This is a genomic window from Microcoleus sp. A003_D6 (assembly GCF_036702825.1).
Classification (GTDB): domain Bacteria; phylum Cyanobacteriota; class Cyanobacteriia; order Cyanobacteriales; family Microcoleaceae; genus Microcoleus.
This window is the reverse complement of the sequence record NZ_JAUBWA010000275.1, coordinates 1-2,086: the sequence shown is the minus strand read 5'-3', so window position 1 is coordinate 2,086 and position 2,086 is coordinate 1. Positions and strand designations below refer to the sequence as shown.

The window sequence follows — 2,086 nt, the reverse complement described above, 5'->3', positions numbered from 1 at the left end:
GTGCGACGTGAGGTCGTACATTAGGCGCATCTGCGCTGAATAACTGGAGAGCCGCCTCTCCCGGAGAACTCTCTCTCTCCGTCCCCACATAAAAGAGTGGTAACACTCCGCCTACGGTAGAAGTAAGCAATGAAACTGCCGGAATGCAAGGCATGAAAGCCCGATGACTGAGAGCCTAAATCGGTAGAAGGGCAAGGGGAAAACCGAATAGGGTTAACGTCATGTGAATCACCGTAAATTCCGTTATGTCTAAAGAGTGAAATCAGGCTGATACACTCTAGCCAAAAGGCAAGTGAGTTGGTTACTGGCAGTTCCTTGGGCTAGTAACGAGAGAGCTGAACTCTCACCGGAGTATAGGTGGAACCCGAATCGGTTGAACGTTAAATGTACGGAACACGGTAAGCCCTATGGATTCTCAAGCCAAGTCGATGGCGTGAGTAGGTTGACCGTAAGGAAGACGGAACTATCCAGAGGGTAAAGGATGTTGGAGAAAGCAAACGCCCTTGGTAACGCGAGGGATAGGGGTTCAAACTTTGCCCTACAACCTTCATGTGGCAGACTTCCAACAGGTCTTCAACGATAAACCAAAGTAAAAGGAACCTTTCCCAACGTGGAAGATAGAGTCAGCAATGACATCGGAACGAAGGAACCACTTCAAGACTGGGCAAACATTAACTGGAAGCTCGTCAAGAAGCGTGTTAGGAACTTGAGACAGAGAATTTATCGCGCCACCCAGAACGGTCAGTGGAAGAAGGTTAAAAGCCTGATGAAGCTGATGTTACGCAGTTACTCCAACCTGCTGTTGTCCGTGCGAAGAGTCACCCAAGAGAACAAAGGGAAACAAACGGCTGGTATTGATGGTCAGACGGCACTAACCCCAGAAGACAGGGTGAAAATGGTCAGAGAAGCTCAGGGAAACACCTTATGGAAAGTCCACCCAACTAAAAGGGTCTACATTCCAAAAGCTAACGGAAAACAAAGACCATTAGGTATCCCGACAATCAAAAACCGAATAGCACAGGCAATTGTCAAGAACGCTCTAGAACCCGTCTGGGAAACCAGATTTGAAGCCCATTCCTATGGCTTTCGTCCAGGAAGAAGCTGTCATGACGCTATTGAGCAAACCTGGATCAGGTTAAACGCTCAGGCTAATGATAGATGGATACTGGACGCAGATATAAAAGGAGCGTTTGACAACATTAGTCACGAATATCTGCTCAATACAATAGGGAAAATCCCCGGCAGAGAGTTAATCAAACAGTGGCTAAAAGCAGGATACGTAGAGGCTGAAATGTTCCACGAAACTGAAAGCGGGACGCCGCAGGGGGGAATTATCAGTCCCCTGCTAGCGAATATAGCCCTCGATGGGATGGAAAAACTTCTGAGTCAATTCAAAAAGACAAAGGAGTATAAATATACCGATTCCAAAGGTAGAAATCGAACAGAGAGGGAACACAAACCAAGATATGGATTCGTCCGCTATGCAGACGACTTCATTGTCACCGCAGAAAATCGTGAGGATTTGGAAGCCGTTAAACCCACCTTGGAACACTGGCTAAATCAAAGGGGTTTAAAACTTAATGCGGATAAAACCAAAATCACTCAGATTAATGAGGGCTTCAATTTTTTAGGGTTCAATGTCCGACATTACAAGGGTAAATGCTTAATCAAACCGCAAAAAGAAAAGGTCAAAGAATTCCTGTCGGGAATTCAACAATGGCTGAATCAACACAAAACGGTAAAAGCAACGGCAGTTATCCAGCACCTTAGCCCAATTATTAGAGGATGGGGGAACTACTACAAGCACAAGGTGAGTAAGGAGACGTTTTCTTACGTAGACTACCGAATATGGCAAATGCTGTGGAAGTGGTCGCTAAGAAGACATCCGAAAAAGGGGAAAGGTTGGGTAGCCCAAAAATACTTCAGAACAATCAACGGGACGAAGTGGAATTTTGCCCAACCCTTAAAGAACAGACATGGTAGGGAAACATTAATAACCCTGCCCAAGCTGGCATACATCCCCATAGTACGCCATGTCAAAGTCAAAGACACGGCATCTCCCGACGACCCAACACTCACCAAATAC

General features: G+C 46.1%; 1 protein-coding gene. It reads left to right on the top strand.

Annotated features, from left to right (window positions below; translation table 11 throughout):
- Window positions 1-610: 610 nt before the first annotated feature.
- Window positions 611-2,086: group II intron reverse transcriptase/maturase (gene ltrA, locus QUB70_RS32375; RefSeq protein ID WP_332985898.1), on the top strand; the 1,476-nt coding region annotated here is incomplete at its 3' end.